This is a genomic window from Stutzerimonas sp. (genome assembly GCF_982611455.1).
Window position 1 is genome coordinate 82,380 of record NZ_CEXBBO010000010.1, and the last position, 16,609, is coordinate 98,988.

Annotated in this window: 15 protein-coding genes; 2 read left to right on the plus strand and 13 right to left on the minus strand. The window is 62.8% G+C overall.

The features are described from left to right. Positions 1 to 13: 13 nt before the first annotated feature. Positions 14 to 484 carry a tRNA (adenosine(37)-N6)-threonylcarbamoyltransferase complex ATPase subunit type 1 TsaE gene (tsaE, locus tag AC2LD7_RS08565; RefSeq protein WP_484597334.1) on the minus strand — a complete coding sequence of 157 codons (471 nt, stop codon included), beginning with the start codon at positions 482 to 484 and terminating at the stop codon, positions 14 to 16. Continuing rightward, a complete protein-coding gene (locus tag AC2LD7_RS08570) occupies positions 472 to 1,971 on the minus strand; it encodes an NAD(P)H-hydrate dehydratase (protein WP_484597335.1) in 1,500 nt (499 codons plus the stop codon). Before AC2LD7_RS08570 ends, tsaE begins: the two co-directional genes overlap by 13 nt. A 190-nt stretch (positions 1,972 to 2,161) precedes the next feature. On the opposite strand from AC2LD7_RS08570, the gene queG reads away from it, so the two are divergent. Both queG and AC2LD7_RS08580 read left to right on the plus strand, forming a co-directional pair. Next, on the plus strand, positions 2,162 to 3,235 hold the full coding sequence (gene queG, locus AC2LD7_RS08575) for a tRNA epoxyqueuosine(34) reductase QueG (RefSeq protein WP_484597336.1): 1,074 nt from the start codon (positions 2,162 to 2,164) through the stop codon (positions 3,233 to 3,235). A gap of 179 nt (positions 3,236 to 3,414) precedes the next feature. Continuing rightward, positions 3,415 to 4,563 carry an aldose epimerase family protein gene (locus tag AC2LD7_RS08580; protein WP_484597337.1) on the plus strand — a complete coding sequence of 383 codons (1,149 nt, stop codon included), beginning with the start codon at positions 3,415 to 3,417 and terminating at the stop codon, positions 4,561 to 4,563. A 392-nt stretch (positions 4,564 to 4,955) separates the two neighbouring features. Here AC2LD7_RS08580 and dgoD read toward each other — a convergent pair whose 3' ends face one another. The 11 genes from dgoD to mpl form a co-directional block, all read right to left on the minus strand. Then, positions 4,956 to 6,104, minus strand: a complete 1,149-nt coding sequence (gene dgoD, locus AC2LD7_RS08585; RefSeq protein ID WP_484597338.1) for a galactonate dehydratase — start codon at positions 6,102 to 6,104, stop codon at positions 4,956 to 4,958. 32 nt (positions 6,105 to 6,136) lie between these two features. Beyond that, the gene (locus AC2LD7_RS08590; RefSeq protein WP_484597339.1) at positions 6,137 to 7,111 is read right to left on the minus strand and encodes a 2-dehydro-3-deoxygalactonokinase; all 975 of its coding nucleotides are present in this window, start codon (positions 7,109 to 7,111) and stop codon (positions 6,137 to 6,139) included. A gap of 37 nt (positions 7,112 to 7,148) precedes the next feature. Further along, complete coding sequence (araH, locus tag AC2LD7_RS08595; RefSeq protein ID WP_484597340.1) at positions 7,149 to 8,117, minus strand: L-arabinose ABC transporter permease AraH; 969 nt, start codon at positions 8,115 to 8,117, stop codon at positions 7,149 to 7,151. Between the two features lie 21 nt (positions 8,118 to 8,138). Further along, entirely contained in the window at positions 8,139 to 9,653 is a 1,515-nt protein-coding gene (araG, locus tag AC2LD7_RS08600) for an L-arabinose ABC transporter ATP-binding protein AraG (RefSeq protein ID WP_484597341.1), read from the minus strand. A gap of 85 nt (positions 9,654 to 9,738) precedes the next feature. Then, positions 9,739 to 10,743, minus strand: coding sequence for a substrate-binding domain-containing protein (locus AC2LD7_RS08605; protein WP_484597342.1), 1,005 nt, complete (start codon positions 10,741 to 10,743; stop codon positions 9,739 to 9,741). Between the two features lie 147 nt (positions 10,744 to 10,890). Beyond that, entirely contained in the window at positions 10,891 to 11,709 is an 819-nt protein-coding gene (locus tag AC2LD7_RS08610; RefSeq protein ID WP_484597343.1) for an SDR family oxidoreductase, read from the minus strand. A gap of 52 nt (positions 11,710 to 11,761) precedes the next feature. Further along, the gene (locus AC2LD7_RS08615; RefSeq protein WP_484597344.1) at positions 11,762 to 12,640 is read right to left on the minus strand and encodes an SMP-30/gluconolactonase/LRE family protein; all 879 of its coding nucleotides are present in this window, start codon (positions 12,638 to 12,640) and stop codon (positions 11,762 to 11,764) included. Positions 12,641 to 12,664: 24 nt separating this feature from the next. Beyond that, entirely contained in the window at positions 12,665 to 13,390 is a 726-nt protein-coding gene (locus tag AC2LD7_RS08620) for a FadR/GntR family transcriptional regulator (RefSeq protein ID WP_484597345.1), read from the minus strand. A 498-nt stretch (positions 13,391 to 13,888) separates the two neighbouring features. Further along, the gene (locus AC2LD7_RS08625) at positions 13,889 to 14,161 is read right to left on the minus strand and encodes a YceK/YidQ family lipoprotein (protein WP_484597346.1); all 273 of its coding nucleotides are present in this window, start codon (positions 14,159 to 14,161) and stop codon (positions 13,889 to 13,891) included. A gap of 230 nt (positions 14,162 to 14,391) precedes the next feature. Next, on the minus strand, positions 14,392 to 15,021 hold the full coding sequence (ubiX, locus tag AC2LD7_RS08630; protein WP_484597347.1) for a flavin prenyltransferase UbiX: 630 nt from the start codon (positions 15,019 to 15,021) through the stop codon (positions 14,392 to 14,394). Between the two features lie 149 nt (positions 15,022 to 15,170). Further along, positions 15,171 to 16,526 carry a UDP-N-acetylmuramate:L-alanyl-gamma-D-glutamyl-meso-diaminopimelate ligase gene (gene mpl / locus AC2LD7_RS08635; RefSeq protein ID WP_484597348.1) on the minus strand — a complete coding sequence of 452 codons (1,356 nt, stop codon included), beginning with the start codon at positions 16,524 to 16,526 and terminating at the stop codon, positions 15,171 to 15,173. Positions 16,527 to 16,609 lie beyond the last annotated feature (83 nt).

A 16,609-nucleotide genomic window follows, 5' to 3' on the forward strand; every position in this document is an offset into this window, starting at 1 on the left:
AACCCCATATTGTTCATTGATTACCGATGGTCAGGATGGAACACCAGCCTTCACCGCGCTCGCCCCGTGGCGTCAGGCGCAGCGTACGGCCGGCCCCTTGCGGCGTAATGGTAATGTCCAGGTCAGCCTTTGGCAAAATGCCGGCGCCACGTTCCGGCCACTCTACCAGGCATAGGGCGTCTCCTTCGAAATAGTCGCGAATGCCGAGAAATTCCAGTTCTTCTGGATCGACCAGTCGATACAAATCGAAATGGAACACGCGTGCGCCCGGTGTTTCGTATGGCTCGACCAAGGTAAAAGTCGGACTTTTGACCTTTCCTTCATGGCCGAAACCACGAATCAAACCGCGCGAAAGCGTCGTTTTGCCCGCGCCTAGATCCCCATGCAGATAGATCACACCCCGACCACCGGTCGCACTGGCAATGCGTGCACCGAGCGCCAGCATTACGTCTTCATCTGCGGCGAACAGAATTACTTCCGACATGGCGATTGTTCCTCGAGCAACTCGCGGATGGCGGGAATCAGATCGCCCGCCGCAAGCCCTCGTCCTTGCTCGCCGAGACGCTCACCCGCGACGGCATGCAGCCAGGCGGCCAGGCAAGCCGCTTCGAACGGCGCCAACCCCTGCGCCAGCAAGGCGCCCGCGACGCCAGCCAGAACATCGCCGAGGCCGGCACTGGCCATCGCCGGGTGACCGCGATCACACAGCGCCAGCCGGCCATCACGGTCAGCGATCAACGTTCCCGCGCCCTTGAGCAGCACTGCACATCCGTACCGGCTCGCCAACGCACGGGCCGCGCCGGGACGATCAGCCTGCACATCGGCGACCGCACAGTTCAGTAACCGCGCGGCCTCACCGGGATGCGGCGTCAGCAAACACTCGGTTGGCAATCCGACGGCGCCGGCAGCGAGCAGATTCAACGCATCGGCATCCCACACCTGCGGCACCTTACATTGCGGTGCAAGCGACAATAGGCTGCGACCCCAAGGCGCTTGCCCGAGTCCTGGTCCGATCACCAACACATCAGCACGCTGGGTCAGCGCCGTCAGCGCGTAGGTCGATTCGACACCGCTGCACATGATTTCCGGACGCCGAACCAGCGCAGCCGTCACATGTTCCGGCCGCGTCGCCAGCGTCACCATGCCTGCACCACAGCGCAGCGACGCCTCAGCGCTAAGCAATGCCGCACCGCCGGTACCCAGATCACCGCCGATCACCAGCACCTGACCAAAGCTGCCTTTGTGCGCAGTCGGCGAACGGGGCAAGAGCACCGGTAGATTCGCCGCGGACAACCGCACCGCAGAAGGTTGGATCTGCGCGACGACCGCCACATCGGCTTGCAGATCGTTGAATTCCAGCGCACCCACCCGATCCGGGCCCTCACCCGTAAATAGCCCGATTTTGAGACCGATGAACGACACCGTCAGATCGGCGCGCACCGCTTGCCCGAGAACGCGCCCCGTATCGGCGCACAGACCGGACGGCAAATCGACCGCCAATACCGGCAAGGCGCTTTCGTTGATCGAGCGGATCGCTGCCGCATAAGGTTCTCGGACGTCACCAGATATGCCGGTGCCCAGCAGCGAATCAACCAATACGCCTTGCAGCCTTGCTTCCGGCGCCCACGGCTGGACGGCAACTCCGGCGCTCTGCGCCTCAGCGAAAGCTTGCGCAGCGTTGCCTTGCAAATCCTGCGGCTCGCCCATCGCAAGCACCCTGACCTGACGACCGGCACGCTGCGCAAGCGCCGCGATCAAGTATCCATCGCCCGCGTTATTGCCCCGCCCCGCCAGTACGGTGACGTGCTCTTCATCCGGCCAGCGCTGACGTAGCGCACGCCAGGCCGTGTGAGCCGCGCGCTGCATCAACTCGAAGCCAGACGTTCCAGCAGCGATCAGACGAGCATCGAGCTCACGCACCTGAGCTGAGGAATATAACGAGGTAGGCAGAGTATCGGTGGTCTGAGACATGAATCACCCGAGCGAATATCTGGCAGAATTATACGCATGCGCCTGCCGTGCCGCCTGCGGCGCATCCAGTCTCATGGCAACCGCGCAAGGCGCGATCGGTGGTAAACCAGCAGCGTGCGCTAATGGCCTTCAGCGGGTCGCGCCGCCACACACGACGCCACACGCCACGCACTCTCGAAGATCCGATTCAATGTCCAGCAACGCTCTCGACCCCGCTGCACTCGCCCAGTCCATCAAGGAATGGGGACGTGAGCTCGGCTTCCAGCAAGTCGGTATTACCGGGGTCGATCTGGCTGAGCACGAAGCGCACCTGGAACGCTGGCTGGCGGCCGGCTATCACGGCGAGATGGACTATATGGCTGCCCATGGCAGCAAACGTTCCCATCCGGAGCAGCTGGTTCCCGGCACCTTGCGGGTCATTTCCCTGCGCATGGATTATCTGCCGGGAGATACCCAGATGACACAGCAGTTGGCGCAACCGGACAAGGCTTATGTGTCCCGCTACGCGCTAGGTCGGGACTATCACAAGCTGATCCGCAAGCGCCTGCAACAGCTGGCCGAGCGTATCCAGCAGGTCGTCGGTCCGTTCGGCTTTCGCGCGTTCGTCGACAGCGCGCCGGTGCTGGAAAAGGCCGTGGCACAACAAGCCGGCCTCGGCTGGATCGGCAAGAACACGCTGGTGCTCAACCGCAAGGCGGGCAGCTGGTTTTTTCTCGGCGAGCTGTTCATCGATATTGCCCTGCCTGTCGACGAGCCGACCGCGCGCGATCACTGTGGCAGCTGCCGGGCCTGCCTGGACGTCTGCCCGACCGAGGCGTTCGTCGGCGAGCGCGTACTGGATGCACGGCGCTGCATTTCTTATTTGACCATCGAGCTGAAAGGCTCGATTCCCGTCGAGCTGCGGTCGAAAATCGGTAACCGCGTGTTCGGCTGCGACGACTGCCAGATCGTCTGCCCCTGGAACCGCTTCGCCAAGCCCACCGAGCAGACCGACTTCCAGCCGCGTCACAGCCTGGACAACGCCGAGCTGGCGACGCTGTTTCGCTGGACCGAAGAAGAGTTCCTCAGCCGCACCGAGGGCTCACCGCTGCGGCGGACGGGATACCAGAGCTGGTTGCGCAACCTGGCGGTCGGGCTGGGCAACGCGCCGTCCAGCATTCCCGTGCTGGAAGCTCTGGAGGCGCGCCGCGACGATCCGTCTGAGCTGGTGCGCGAGCATGTGCGTTGGGCACTGGCGCAGCATGAAGCCCGCCAGAACAGCTGACCGCCCCCGGTATCAACGCAAGACAGGCATATCGGTTTGCGTATAACAAACACCCGAATTGGTATTGGGAGGGAATCGCTCAGCTGTCTAGGCTTCAGCCGGCGCAACGCCGCCAAGCATCCGTACAGCCTTGGCGCCGTGCGCTCATGCGAAAAACAACAACAATGTCAGGTGAAGCCATGCAACGCAGCCCCCTACTCAACGGAATTGCCCTGTCTCTTATGATCAGCACACTCGGCGCCCAGGCCGCGGGCCTGTCCAACCAGCACGGCAGCTTCGGCAAGATGCCGGACGGCACGGCCATCGAGAAATACACATTGAAGAACAGCCAAGGGATGGAGGCCGTTGTGATCACCTATGGCGGCGTCCTGCAGTCACTGCTGGTGCCGGACAAGAACGGCAAGCTCGAGGATATCGTGCTCGGCTTCGATGACGTCGACGGCTACATCAAGAACGGCAACGTCTACTTCGGCGCCACCATTGGCCGCTTCGGCAACCGCATCGCCGAGGGGCGCTTCGAACTCGATGGCACGACGTATCAGGTCCCGCAGAACGATGGCAGCAACGCCCTGCATGGCGGGCCGGAGGGCTTCGACAAGCGGGTATGGAAGGCCAAGCCCGCCGACGAGGACGGCTGGGTCGGTGTCGAACTGAGCTATGTGTCGCCCGACGGTGAGATGGGTTTTCCCGGCACCCTGACCACGCATGTGGTCTACAGCCTCAGCGAAGACAACGAGCTGCGCATCCAGTACCGCGCCACCACTGACAAACCCACCGTGCTCAATCTGACCAACCACAGCTACTTCAATCTGGCCGGTGCCGGCAGCCCGAGCGTGCTCGAACAGGTCGCCACATTGCATGCGTCGCGCTACACGCCAGTCTCCAAAAAGTTGATCCCTACCGGCGAGCTGCCCAGCGTCCAGGGTACGCCGATGGATTTCCTCACACCCACCGCCTTCGGCGCGCATATCAAGGAGGATCACAAACAATTGAAATTCGCCGAGCCCAAGGCCGGCGGATTTGATTTCAATTGGGTGCTGGATACCAACGGAGATCTGAGCAAGCTGGCCGCCGAAGTGCTCGACCCCGAATCCGGACGGCGTCTGCTGATGTACACCACCGAGCCCGGTGTGCAGCTCTATACCAGTAACTTCCTCGACGGCAGCATCAAGGGCAAAGGCGGCAAGGCGTACCCGCACTGGAGTGCCTTCACCCTGGAAACGCAGCACTACCCGGACTCGCCCAACCAACCGGACTTCCCGAGCACACGCCTCGATCCGGGCGAGACCTACACCCAGACCACCCTCTACAAATTCCCCAAGCCCTGACGCAAAAGGCCCCGGCAAGAGACTTTCCGCATAGTAACGAGCCAGCAAGTGGTGGGCTGAAGCGGAGCGCCGCCCGGCCCACCCTGCCGCTGCGGGAGCCGGAGCCAAGTACCGTAGGGTGGGCTTTAGCCCACCGGTTCCGGCACGGTGCGGTGGAGGAAAACGGAATGCCTTTGCGCCTCCACTGTTTGCTATTCGGCGTGCGCCTCGGCTCATCCCGCAGCGCTGGCGAGCGTCCGGCCGTTCCACGGTGGGCTAAAGCCCACCCTACGACCTGAAGCCCACCGCACGATATTGCTTGGTCCGGTAGCGTAGGGTGGGCTTCAGCCCACCGGTTCCGGCACGATGCGGTGGGCTGATGGGGAATATTTTCGCCCGCCCCAATCGCAGCCCTACCACTCGGCCACGCTGCCATCTGCATGACGCCAGAGCGGGTTGCGCCAGCGATGGCCGATGCTCGCCTGCTCCAGCACATAATCTTCGTTGATCTCGATGCCCAGCCCCGGCCCGTTCGGTATCGCAACGAAGCCATCCTCATACTCGAATACTTCTCGGTTGCTGATGTAGTCGAGCAGGTCGTTGCCTTGGTTGTAGTGGATGCCCAGGCTCTGTTCCTGAATGAAGGCGTTGTAGCAGACGCCATCCAGCTGCAGGCACGCAGCCAGCGCAATCGGCCCGAGCGGGCAATGCAACGCCAACGCCACGTCGTAGGCCTCGGCCATGCTGGCGATCTTGCGCGTCTCGGTGATGCCGCCAGCATGAGAGGTGTCCGGCTGAATGATGTCGACGTAGCCCTCGGCGAGGATGCGTTTGAAATCCCAGCGCGAATAGAGTCGCTCACCCAGCGCGATGGGCGCGCAGGATAATGGCGCCAGCTCCTTGAGCGCCTCGTAATTCTCGCTGAGCACCGGTTCCTCGATGAACATCGGCCGATACGGCTCGAGTTCCTTGATCAATATCTTCGCCATGGGTTTGTGCACACGACCGTGAAAATCCACGCCTATACCGATGTTCTTGCCCACCGCATCCCGTACGGCCGCCATATTCGCCAACACCGCATCGACCTTGGCGTGGCTGTCGACGAACTGCAGCTCCTCGCTGGCATTCATCTTCACCGCACTGAAACCCCGCGCCACCGCGTCTCGCGCCGCGTTGGCGGTATCCGCCGGACGATCGCCACCAATCCAGGAATACACACGGATGCGCTCGCGCACCCGGCCACCGAGCAACTCGCTGACCGACACGCCGAGCGCCTTGCCCTTGATGTCCCACAGCGCTTGATCGATGCCGGCAATGGCACTCATGAGGATAGGCCCGCCGCGATAGAAGCCGCCGCGATACATGACCGTCCAGAGGTCTTCGACGTTGCGCGGGTCCTTGCCGATTAGGTAATCGGCCAACTCCTCTACCGCGGCGGCGACGCTTTGTGCACGCCCCTCGACCACTGGCTCGCCCCAGCCGGTGATGCCGTCGTCGGTTTCGATCTTCAGAAATAGCCAGCGTGGCGGAACGACCAGCGTGGTAAGGCGAGTTATTTTCATTCGGCAATCTCTAGAAGGTTGCAATCAGCCCGTTAATGGCCAGCGTGGTGTCGAACATGCGGCTCTTCTGCTGCCTCGGCTGCGACCAGCCCAGCCCCCGTGGCGATTTTCCAGAGCCCGGCGGCCGTCGCCTCCGGCGCGAAGCGCAGCGACCCGAATCCGCAATGCTCCAGTGCCCACAAATAGCGGGCGCACAGGGCTGGATTGCCGATGAGGACGATGGACTGCGGCGGCTGCACTTGCAGCAGCGCTGTCATGGCGACCAACTCGTGGCCGATCAGCAGTCCGGACAGATAATCGGGCTGGGCCATGCCGCTGAGTTCGCCGGTCAGCACCAGCGTGCGGCTGCTGAAGATGGTGGCCAACGGGCCACCTTGCCCCTCGCTCGACCTCGCCACGTGCAGGCCGCGCTCGAAGGCCGCAGTGTTGAAGGCGTCACTGATGACCGCCGTGCGCCCGAGAATCGTATGGCCGAGCAGCGCCTGATAGACCTCACCGGTCATGAACGTCTGGAACTGGCTGAGCTGTCCGTCTTCAACCATGACCCACTTGCTGTGGCTGCCCGGCAGGCCGATCAGCAATGGCGCGGCGTGATCAGCATCGCCATCGAGCAGGCCGAACACCTGGGTTTCCTCGCCGCGCATCACGTTGGGCAAGACGCTGCGCTGGATTACCCCCGGCACCAGCCACAGCGGCATACCGTGCGGGCGATCGATCGATAGCAGGACCAGTCCGTCAACACCGAGCGGCGCCTCGGCGTAGCGCGTTTCGCGCCAGCCCTGGGCGCTGCCAATCATGCCGCAGGCAATCATCGGCACCTCGGGACTCGACCGCTGCCAGTCGCCACAGGCCTTTTCCAGCGCGCGTTCGAAGTCGGCCTCACTGCCGTCCAGCTGCATGACGCCCAGCGGCAGGCTGCGCTCTTCCAGCGTTTCGCCGGCCGCACCGAGCCGATAAGCGCGCAGTGAACTGGTGCCCCAGTCCAGCGCGATCAGATGTGTCTTCACGGGTTCTCCAGCGCGCCGGCAAGCGGCGCGATTGGGATCAGCGCTGCTTCAGCCGATCGATGATCACCGCCAGCAACAGAATCGTGCCGCGGATGACGTACTGGTAGAAGGTGTCGATGTTTTTCAGGTTCATCGCGTTTTCGATGATGGCCAGAATCAGCACCCCAGCGATCACGTGACGAATCATGCCGATGCCGCCGCTGAGCGAGACGCCCCCCAGCACGCAGGCGGAGATCACCGTCAGCTCAAAGCCTTGGCCGATCATCGGTTGGCCCGACGTCATCCGCGACGCCAGTATCACGCCGGCCAGCGCACCGATCAGGCCGTGCACGGCAAAGATGATGATCTTGGTGCGGTCAACGCTGACGCCCGCCAGCAGCGCCGCTTCCTGATTGCCGCCGATGGCCATGGTGTTGCGGCCGTAAGTGGTGTAGTTCAGCAGCCAACCGAAAAACACGAAGCAGACGACGGTGATCAGGATGGGCACCGGCACACCGAACAGGCTGCCATTGCCGAACAGGAAGAAGTCCTCCTGCATCACCCCGACGGCCTTGCCGTTGGAGAAGATATAGGCCAGCCCGCGCACGATCTGCATGGTCGCCAGCGTCGCAATCAGCGCGTTGATACGCAGCTTGGCGATCACGATGCCGTTGATCAGTCCGACCACCAGCCCCATCGCCAGCGCCGCAGCGACGCCGATGAACACGCTCTCGGTATCGCGCATTACCACCGCGGCCACCACGCCAGCGCAGGCAATCACCGAGCCGACCGAAAGGTCGAAGTGCCCGGATGCCAGGCAGAACAGCATGGTGCAGGCAGCGATGCCGACGGTCGAAATCGCCAACCCCAGGCCGCGCATGTTCAACGGCGAGAGGAAGTTGTCTATGAAGATCGCCGACAGCACGAAGATGCCGAGCGCGGCCAATACCATGACCCAGTCATCGAGAAAGCGGCGCATATTGAGGCCTTGCCGCGGTGCGGCCAGGGCGTTTTGTTGAGCAGACATAGAGCACCTCATCATTGTTGTTCAACCGCGCGAACGCGGGAGTGCCAGTTGCAGCAGGCGGGACTCATCAGCCTGCTCGCGCGGGAGCTCGCCAGTAATCGCGCCCTCGCTCATCACCAGGATGCGGTCGGAAATACCGATGACTTCCATCAGGTCGCTGGAAACGACGATCACCGCGATGCCGCTCGCCGCGAGGTCATGGATGATCTGGTAAATCTCGGCCTTGGCGCCGATGTCGATACCGCGGGTGGGCTCGTCGAGCAGCAACACCTTCATCGGCATCGACAGCCAGCGACCGAGGATCACCTTCTGCTGGTTGCCGCCGGAGAGGTAAACGATCTGCTGATCGGGCGACGGCGTCTTGATGTTCAGTGCGCGGATCTGCCGGTCGGCGTTGTCACGCTCCCAGCGCCCCTGCACCAGGCAGCCGAGCCGCGCGTTGCGGCCGCGCGCACCGATGTTGATGTTCTCCGCCACACTGCCCAGCGGCACGATGCCTTCTTTCTTGCGGTCCTCCGGGCAAAGCAGGATTCCCGAGGCGATGGCGTCGCGTGCCGATTTCAATTTCAGCGGCTGACCATCGAGCTGCACCGTTCCTTCCTTGTGCGGGGCCAGCCCGGCGAGCAAACGCAGCAGCTCGGTACGCCCGGCGCCGACCAGACCGAAGAAGCCGAGCACCTCGCCACGGCTGACCGAGAAACTCACCGGTTCCTGCAGGCCGTGGCCGAGCAGGCCGTCGACGCATAGGGCCTCGCCCTGCTGCTCGCGGGGCCGATAGTTATAGATGTCCTGGATATCGCGGCCGACCATGCAGGTCACCAACTGGTCGTGGGTCAGCTCGCTCATGTCATCGAAGGTGCAGACGAAACGACCGTCCTTGAACACCGTGACCGCATCGCAAATGCGAAAAATCTCTTCCATCCGATGCGAGACGTACAGGACCACTCGCCCCTCGTCCCGCAGCCGCCCGATGATCGCCATCAACCGCTCGATCTCGCGGGCGGACAGGCTGCTGGTGGGCTCGTCGAAGGCAATGACATGGGCCTTGCGCGACATGGCCTTGGCGATCTCCACCAACTGGCGCTGCCCCAGCGACAGACTGCCCAGACGTGCGGCCGGATCGATCTCATCGGCCAGACCCTTGAGCAACTCACTCGCCTGACGCTGCATCGCGCGACGATTGACCAGCCCAAAGCGCGAAGGCATATGCCCGAGCATCAGGTTCTCCGCCACGCTCATTTCCGGCACCAGGTGCAGCTCCTGGTGAATCACCGCGACGCCGCTGGCGATGCTTTCGCCGGCGGACCGGAAAGCCAGGGTACGCTCGCCGATCTGCAGGTCGCCGCTGCTCGGCTGATAGGCGCCGCCCAAGATCTTCAGCAACGTGGATTTGCCGGCGCCGTTCTCACCCATCAAGGCATGCACGGTGCCGGGTTGAGCCACGAAGCTGATCTCCGAAAGTGCACGCACGCCCGGGAAGTTCTTGCCGATGCCATTGAAACGCAGGCTGTCGCCCGAATTGACTTGTTGAAGCATGGAGCGTCTCCACGCTCGCCCGTTCGACCGGGCGAGTTCGATGCTGAAATCGGCCTGGGATCAGGCCTCCCGCGAACGGATCGGCTTATTTCCAGAGGCCGATCTTTTCCAGCTCTTCCTGAAAATTCTCGCGGGTGATCAGGGTGACTTCGTCCATTGCCGTGTACTTCGGTGGCTCTTTGCCGGTGGTGACCCACTCGTACATCATCCGCGCGGTTTCGTAGCCTTCGATGTGCGGACTGGGCAGCATCGAGCCGTAGAAGCCGCTGTGGTCCTTCTTCAGCTCACCGATGGCGTCGGTACCGTTGATGCCGATGCCGATCACGTTCTCGGCGCTGAAGCCGGCGCTTTCGGTGGCGCGCACGCCGCCCAGCACGGTGTTGTCGTTCATGCCACCAATGATCAGGTTCTTCGCGCCGCGCGGTAGCTTCACCAGCGCCGAGGTGGTGGCGTTCATGCTGCCCGGCACGTCGAGGGTTTTCTGCGGGGTATAGAGGATATGGTCTTCGGGGAAGCCGGCCTTCTTCAGGGCGTCGACCGAGCCGTCGGTGCGCTTCTTGCCGGTGTCGAGTTCGTTGTAGGTATTGATCACCGCATAGGTGTCGCTCCAGTCCCAGCCGCGCTTCTTGGCTTCTTCGGCCATGGCCGAACCCTGCTTCTGGCCCACTTCGAAGGCCGCCATGCCGAGATACGGCACGTCTTCCATGAACTGGCCCTTGGCATCGACGAAGCGATCATCGACGGCCATGACCTTGAGATCGTTGAACTTGGATTTGGCGACGATGGCCGGGCCGAGCGCCACGTCTGGAGGGCAGATGACGAAACCCTTGGCGCCATTGGCGGCGAGGCTGTCGATGGCAGAAAGGGTTTTCTCGCCGTCCGGTACGGCGATCTTGAGCAAGGTGAAACCGTGCTCCTTGGCGGCCTTCTCGGCGAATGCCCATTCGGTCTGGAACCAGGGCTCCTCGGGTTGCTTGACCAGAAAGCCGATCTTGACCTCGTCTTCGGCCAGGGTCGCACCAGCGAAACTCATCGCGCCGACAGTTAACGCCGCACAGCAAAGCGAACGGATTCCGAACGAACGGAACATAGCTACCTCCATTATTTTTATTGAATAGCTTTCATTGACTAGCTTGTTATTGACTCATCAGGTGTTCAGCCCTGATACGTCACCACCGAATGCGTGCTGGCGGCTTGCCGCGGGGCTGCCATCAGCCCGCTGCAACGACTCCCTGGCTCAATCGTGGTAGAGCACCGAACGCCCGCCATCGATGGTGATGCAGGCGGCGTTGATGAACGGCGCCTCGTCGGTGGCGAGAAACAGCGCGGTCATCGCCACCTCGATCGGCTGGCCGATGCGTCGCGGCGGATGCATGTCGAAAGCGCGTTGTCGCTCGGCGTGCGGATCGGCAAAGTCGTTCCAGTAGTCGACGTTGAGCTGCGTCTCGATATAGCCCGGCGCGATGGCATTGACGCGAATGCCCTTGGGCGCGTATTCGATGCCCAGCGCGCGGGTCAGCCCGAGCAATCCGTGCTTGGCGACCGGGTAGGGAAAGCAGCCGGGAATGATGTTGGTCGAGTGCACCGAAGCGATGTTGATGATGTTGCCGATGCCGCGCTGCACCATGTGCGGCAATGCGGCCTTGCAACCGAACCAGACGCCGTCCAGGTCGATGGCGAAGCAGCGCCGCCAGTCTTCTTCGGTCATTTCCAGGGGATCACGGAAGACGTTCACTCCCGCGCAATTGACCAGCACATCGACCTGGCCGTAGTGCTCCAGCGCCAGGCCGACCAGCGCTTCCAGCTCGGCAGGCTGGGTGACGTCGGTTTTCAGCGCGCACACTTCACCGCCCCGCTCGCGCCAGCCGGCGGCGACCCGCTCGGCTTTTTCACCTTGAATGTCACCAATCACGACCTTGGCCTGCTGCGCCTGGAAGCAGGCGACGATGGCCTCGCCGATGCCCTGGGCGCCGCCGGTGACGACCACGACTTTGCCTTTCAGGCGTTCGCCACGCTGGGGTTCGGGTGTCGCTGGCAGAGTGAGCGGTGCGGCCATTTGAACAACTCCTTTGACGAATGTTGGCCGCCAGGCGGCCGGAAAGATGGGGTCAACCAGCGAAGCGTGTACAGGACAGCCCGACGATGCCGACATCAGCCATCAGCACCGCGCCGTCCAGCTCGGTCGACGCCTCGCCCGGCATGGCCGAGGTCACATACAAATGGGTCAGATTCGGCCCGCCAAATACGCAGCTAGTGGGATGGCTGACGGGCAGCTCGACGATGCGGTCGAGGCAGCCGTCGGGCGCGAAACGCAGCAGGCAATGCCCGCCCCAGCGCGCATTCCAGACGTAGCCCTCGGCATCCATCGCGGAGCCGTCGGGCACACCGCGAGAATGGGGACCGGCCCAGGTTTTCCGGTCGACCAGATGCCCGTCATCAGCGACGCGGTGGCAGTACAGCGATTCATCCAGCGTGTCGCCGCAGATCACGCGGTCACCCGCCTCGCTCCACAGCAGCGTATTGACGATCCCCAGATCGCTGAGCAGCTGCGTGACCGAGCCATCCGGGTCGACCCGAAACAGCCCGCCGGAACGCCGGGTGATTGGCAGGTCGCCGCCATCGTCAGCAATGTTGTTCTGCATAGTGCCGAGCCAGAGCCGCCCCTCGGCGTCGCAGCGCGCCTCGTTGGCACGATTGCCGGGCGTGCCGTCAGCGATGCAGAGCCTTTCGAGGTCGGGCTTGGCCTCAGCGGAGGCGAGATCGAGGCGATAGACACCGCTGGCCAGAGTCACCAGCGCATCACCACGCTGGCAGGGAATAAACGCCGATACCGGCTCGGCCAGCTGCCATTGCCGGTAGCCATCAGGGCCCAGTCGACAGGCCAATCGACCGACGATATCGGCCCAGTAGAGCGTCTGATCCAGGACATCCCAGAAGGGACCCTCGGCCAGCGAGTAGCGTTGTTGCGAGATGGGCAGCCATTGCATGGTCGCACTCCGCTTTCATTGTTTTTATGGCGCAGTCCGCTCGCCGCGTAATACGACCAGCTCCGGGTAGTGGCGTGAAATGGTCAAGGCGGCGCGTTCGATCAAGGCCATGCACGCCCAGACGCCCCGCGCGCCATCGCGACTGGCGATGGCGTCGGCGATTTCCTTGTGCAACGGCAGGGTCAGCCCGAGCTCATCAGGGACCGTGGAGGACACCTCGAACGACACCGCCAGCAAGGCGCCCAACGCCGGCACCATGCGCTCGATGAACTGGTTGTGGCTGGCCGCCAGCACCGCCTCGTGGAAAAGCTTGTCGGCGTGGTTGTACGTATCCTTGTCGGCCAGCGAGGCGGCGAGCATCTGGTACGCGGCCTGGATTTCAGCGATCTGCTGTGGCGTGGCGCGCTCGCAGGCCCAGCGCACCGCAGTCGGCTCGATGGTGCGGCGCAGGTCGAGCAGGTCCATCACGAAGCTTTCCGGCAGCCCGTTCTCGGCCAGCCAACCCACGACCTGAACGTCGAAAAGATTCCAGGAGCGTACGGGGGTGACCCGTGTGCCGACCTTGGGCCCGACGTCGAGCATGCCCTTGGCCACCAGCGTCTTGATTGCTTCACGGATCACCGTGCGGCTGACACCCAGTTCTTCGCAGAGACCGGCCTCGACCTTCAACGCCTCGCCCGGCCGGACCTTGCCCGAAGCGATCCAGGAGCCCAGCCAGTCCACTGTTGCGCTGTGATAGTTGTTCGACATGCGAGCCTCTGTGCGGCTGCCATTGGTTCCACTGAACCCTATCATCATATGATTGGCTGTCAAATTTGATCGTCCAAATTTCTTTTCGAATCGCCCGAACGGTCTATTAGCCGCCATGCGAGCGGCCGGAACCGGCCACGCAATACGGGGCAATAATGGCGAATCAGCAGGCCATTGGGGGGGGCGCACGGCGCCCAGCAAAGCGCGAACGCGCCGTACGCAGCGACCCTGCGAAAACAGGCTGATCGCAGAACAGATCATATGAATAGATAGCGGACAGATGAATGCCTTCGCTGGCGGTCACGATCAGGCCCGACCTCATCGTCTTCCCTCTCTTTTCTTATTCTTCGTGGTGGCCAAGGCGGCTTCTGCACGCACCACTTTAAGAACCGCCGTGCGCGCTGCCTAATGACAGCCACTGATCTGGTGATAACCGTTTCTTATCGGCGAGGGATTACTGGCGCGAGGGCGAGGGCAGGTTTGGCGCAGGCTGGAGGGTTAGAGACCACCTTGCACGTTCAACCCGAGCCCGAGGACGGCAGCGAGCGAGAACGGCAATAGAAGGGTGTCGAGTAACGCGCTGGCAGGCAGATCGAGTACCGCATGCGTCGGTGCTTCGGCACCAAAACGTTCCAGCGGACAGCAGCCGCCATTGAGGCTGTACCAGTTCAGGCGAGTGCCGGAATAGACGATAGGCGCGCCGGGCTTTGCGGCATCGAGGGTACGCACCGTGGCGCAGCCGGGCAGTAGCAGGACGGCCAGGAGCGTCAAGTAAAGTCGCACCGTTCGCCCGCTGCTGCGTGGATTTGACGGGCGTTCGGTGTCGTCTGACAGACAGTTCCAATTGAACACGTGAAGCACCTCGTTCAGCAGTCTTCGTGGGCCGGGTCGGGCCGCGCAGATGCAACCATCAATCCGCCGCGATGGGCTCCGCCTGCGCGGCCCGACCCATCCTACAAATGAACGCGGCGCGAATTACTGCGCTCCTTCATCTTGCATGTTCAGTCGTCGCTGACGATATGGTGCTCGCCCCAGCGCGGCAGCATGTCCTGGGGAATGTTGAGCAGATTGAGGATCCGCGCCACGACGAAATCAATCAGGTCATCAATGGTCTGGGGTTGATGATAGAAGCCCGGCGAAGCCGGCAGGATGGTCACGCCGAGGTTCGACAGCTTGAGCATGTTTTCCAGATGAATGCTCGAATACGGCGCCTCGCGCGGCACCAGAATCAGCTGGCGGCGCTCCTTGAGGGTGACGTCGGCGGCGCGCTCGATCAGGTTGTTACAGGCGCCCGCGGCAATCGCGGAAAGGGTTCCGGTGGAACAGGGCACCACCACCATCGCCGTCGGCGCGCCGGAGCCGGAAGCTGGTGGCGCCATCCAGTCTTCCTTGGCGAACACACGGATCTGCCCAACCGCAGCCCCGGTGTATTCCGAGAGAAAAGCCTGCATGGCCTGTGGCTTGGCGGGCAACACGACATCGGTCTCGGTGGCCATTACCAGCTGTGCAGCCTTGGAAATCAGGAAGTGAACCTCGCGGTCTTCCTGGATCAAGCAGTCAAGCAGGCGCAGGCCGTATTGCGCACCCGAGGCGCCTGTCATGGCCAGTGTGATGCGTTCCGGTCCGCTCATTTATCTGTTCCCTTGTTGTCGTTTTTGGTGGGCTGAAGCCCACCCTACAAGAGCCGACGCGCTACTCAGGTCGTAGGGTGGGCTTCAGCCCACCATTGCCGCCCGCATGGAACAACAAGTCCAACAGAGCCAATCGCGCCAGCACCCGCTCACGGCTGGCGCAACGCCTCGGCCAATTTCGTGTGCAACCCACCAAAACCGCCATTGCTCATCACCACCACCTGGGTGCCCGGCGTGGCGTCGGCTTTGACCTTGGCGATAATCGCTTCCAGCGAATCGCACACAGTTGTCGGCACTGGCGAGCCGGCGACCGTCGCGGCCAGATCCCAGCCGAGGTTGGCCGGCGCGTACCAGATGGCCTGATCGGCCAGCGCCACGGATTCGGCCAGACCCTCGCGGTGAGCACCGAGCTTCATGGAATTGGAGCGCGGCTCGATCACCGCGATGATCGGCGTAACGCCGACGCGCTTGCGCAGCCCGTCGAGGGTGGTGGCGATAGCGGTCGGGTGATGGGCGAAGTCGTCATAGATGGTCACGCCGTTGACCTCGGCGACCTTTTCCATGCGCCGCTTGACGCTGCGGAATTCGCTCAGCGCCTCGGCGCCCTGCTTTGGCAATACGCCAACATGACGTGCCGCCGCGAGCGTCGCCAGGGCGTTGTTGACGTTGTGTTGGCCGGTCAGCTCCCAATCCACCACGCCTTGCACCGCGCCATCGAAAATGACCTCGAAACGTGATCCGTCGGCGCTGAGCAGATTCGCCTGCCATTGGCCGCCCTCTCCGGTGGTCTGCACCGGTGTCCAGCAGCCCATGCCGATCACGCGCTTGAGCGCTTCTTCGGATTGCGGATGGATAACCAAACCTTCGCTCGGCACGGTGCGCACCAGGTGGTGGAACTGGCGCTCGATTGCCGCGAGGTCAGGAAAGATATCCGCGTGGTCGAATTCGAGGTTATTCAGGATCGCCGTGCGTGGGCGGTAATGGACGAATTTGCTGCGCTTGTCGAAGAAGGCGCTGTCGTACTCGTCCGCCTCGACCACGAAAAACGGCGTGCCGCCCAAACGCGCCGAGATACCGAAATTCTGCGGCACCCCACCGATTAGAAAGCCCGGACTCATGCCGGCGTGTTCCAGCACCCAGGCGAGCATGCTGCTGGTCGTGGTCTTGCCGTGCGTACCGGCGGCGGCCAGGACCCAGCGCCCTTGCAACACGTGATCAGCCAACCACTGCGGCCCGGACACATAGGGCAGGCCCTTGTTCAGCACGTACTCCACGGCTGGGTTGCCTCGCGACAGCGCATTGCCGATCACCACCAGATCCGGTGCCGGTTCGAGCTGGCTCGGCTCGTAACCCTGTGTCAGCTCGATGCCCTGGGCTTCGAGCTGGGTGCTCATCGGTGGATAAACATTGGCATCGGAGCCGGTAACGCGATGGCCCAGTTCCTTGGCCAGCACCGCCAGCGAACCCATGAAGGTGCCGCAGATGCCGAGAATATGAATGTGCATGAATGACCTCTGAAAAACGCCGCGCCGGCAGACATGAGAGGCGACTCCAGTCGCGATCGCCGACACCAAAAACTGCGCGGCAG